The sequence below is a fragment of the Streptomyces sp. MS191 genome (assembly GCF_008042125.1).
In the GTDB taxonomy this organism is placed as follows: Bacteria; Actinomycetota; Actinomycetes; order Streptomycetales; family Streptomycetaceae; genus Streptomyces.
This window is the reverse complement of the sequence record NZ_RDBI01000202.1, coordinates 1-869: the sequence shown is the minus strand read 5'-3', so window position 1 is coordinate 869 and position 869 is coordinate 1. Positions and strand designations below refer to the sequence as shown.

Here is an 869-nt window from a genome sequence, read left to right as displayed (position 1 = left end):
GGTGTGCTGGATGCGGCTGATCAGGACGCGGGCGGGTTGGCGGGCGGTGGWGAGTTCGCGTTGGGCGGCTGCTTCCTTGAGGAGTTGGTGGGGTTTGTGCCCGCCAGCTTCGGCGTCGGCGAGGACGGTCGCGAGGGCCGGCCAGGCGGGGTCGGTGAGGATGCGGTCGGCGTGGTCGGGGACGGCGGCCCGTACGTCGTGGGCAAGGGTCCGGCTGGCCTGAGCGTTCGGCCGGCGGGTGGCGAGGCCGCCGACGATGGGCGTGAGGGCTCGGTCGGCAGCGGCCTGGAGGTGGTGGAGGGTCTGACGGGCTGCCTCAGCCTGGTGGGCGTGGTTCTTCGCCTCGTGCCAGCGGGCGGCAACGATCGTGGCCCAGACGAGGGCGGCGAGCAGGGTCGCCAGGGCGCTGCCGTCGGGGCCGGTGGCGGTGTGGGCGAGGTCGCGGGCAGCCTTGCGCAGCGTGTGGGCGGCCTGGTTCTCGGCGCGGATCTGAGAACGCTGAGCGCGGACAAATGCCCTTGAGGCTGCTCGGAGTTCGGCGTGGAAAAGGTTGGGGGCTTTCTGGGCGGTAGCTTCGATGAGGTCGCCGAGCGCGGTGATGCGGGCCTGGGCGTGGGTGTCGTCAGCCATCCCCTGGCACCAGGCCACCGACGCCCTCGACAGCCTTCACCAGGGGATGGCTGACGACACCCACGCCCAGGCCCGCATCACCGCGCTCGGCGACCTCATCGAAGCTACCGCCCAGAAAGCCCCCAACCTTTTCCACGCCGAACTCCGAGCAGCCTCAAGGGCATTTGTCCGCGCTCAGCGTTCTCAGATCCGCGCCGAGAACCAGGCCGCCCACACGCTGCGCAAGGCTGCCCGCGACC

The 869-nt window shown here is 71.3% G+C and carries 2 pseudogenes; one reads left to right on the top strand and one right to left on the bottom strand.

Going from position 1 to position 869, the window contains the following annotated elements:
• A pseudogene (locus tag EAO71_RS36400) lies at positions 1–630 on the bottom strand (mobilization protein); the annotation flags it as partial.
• 1 nt (position 631) lies between these two features.
• Here EAO71_RS36400 and EAO71_RS36395 point away from each other — a divergent pair.
• Positions 632–869, top strand: a pseudogene (locus tag EAO71_RS36395) (mobilization protein); the annotation flags it as partial.